Source organism: Gordonibacter pamelaeae 7-10-1-b, assembly GCF_000210055.1.
In the GTDB taxonomy this organism is placed as follows: Bacteria; Actinomycetota; Coriobacteriia; order Coriobacteriales; family Eggerthellaceae; genus Gordonibacter; species Gordonibacter pamelaeae.
The window spans coordinates 1,284,089-1,284,301 of the sequence record NC_021021.1 but is presented as its reverse complement, the minus strand read 5'-3'; positions in this window follow the sequence as shown (position 1 = coordinate 1,284,301).

Below are 213 nucleotides of genomic sequence, written 5' to 3'. Positions count from 1 at the left end.
CGTGGAGGACCCCGCGGTGCGCCGGGCCCTCTACCGCGCCCTGCTGGCCAGCGCCGCCCGCAGCGACGGCGAGGAGGGGCGGAAGTGACGCCCGTGTCCATAACCGGCCCCAAAGGCCCTCAATCCTGCGTTCGTAAGCTTTAAAACGACTGTTTCGACAAAATTACTACACATTCACCCAATCTCCCCTCATACGGGTTGAATTGCGATGTC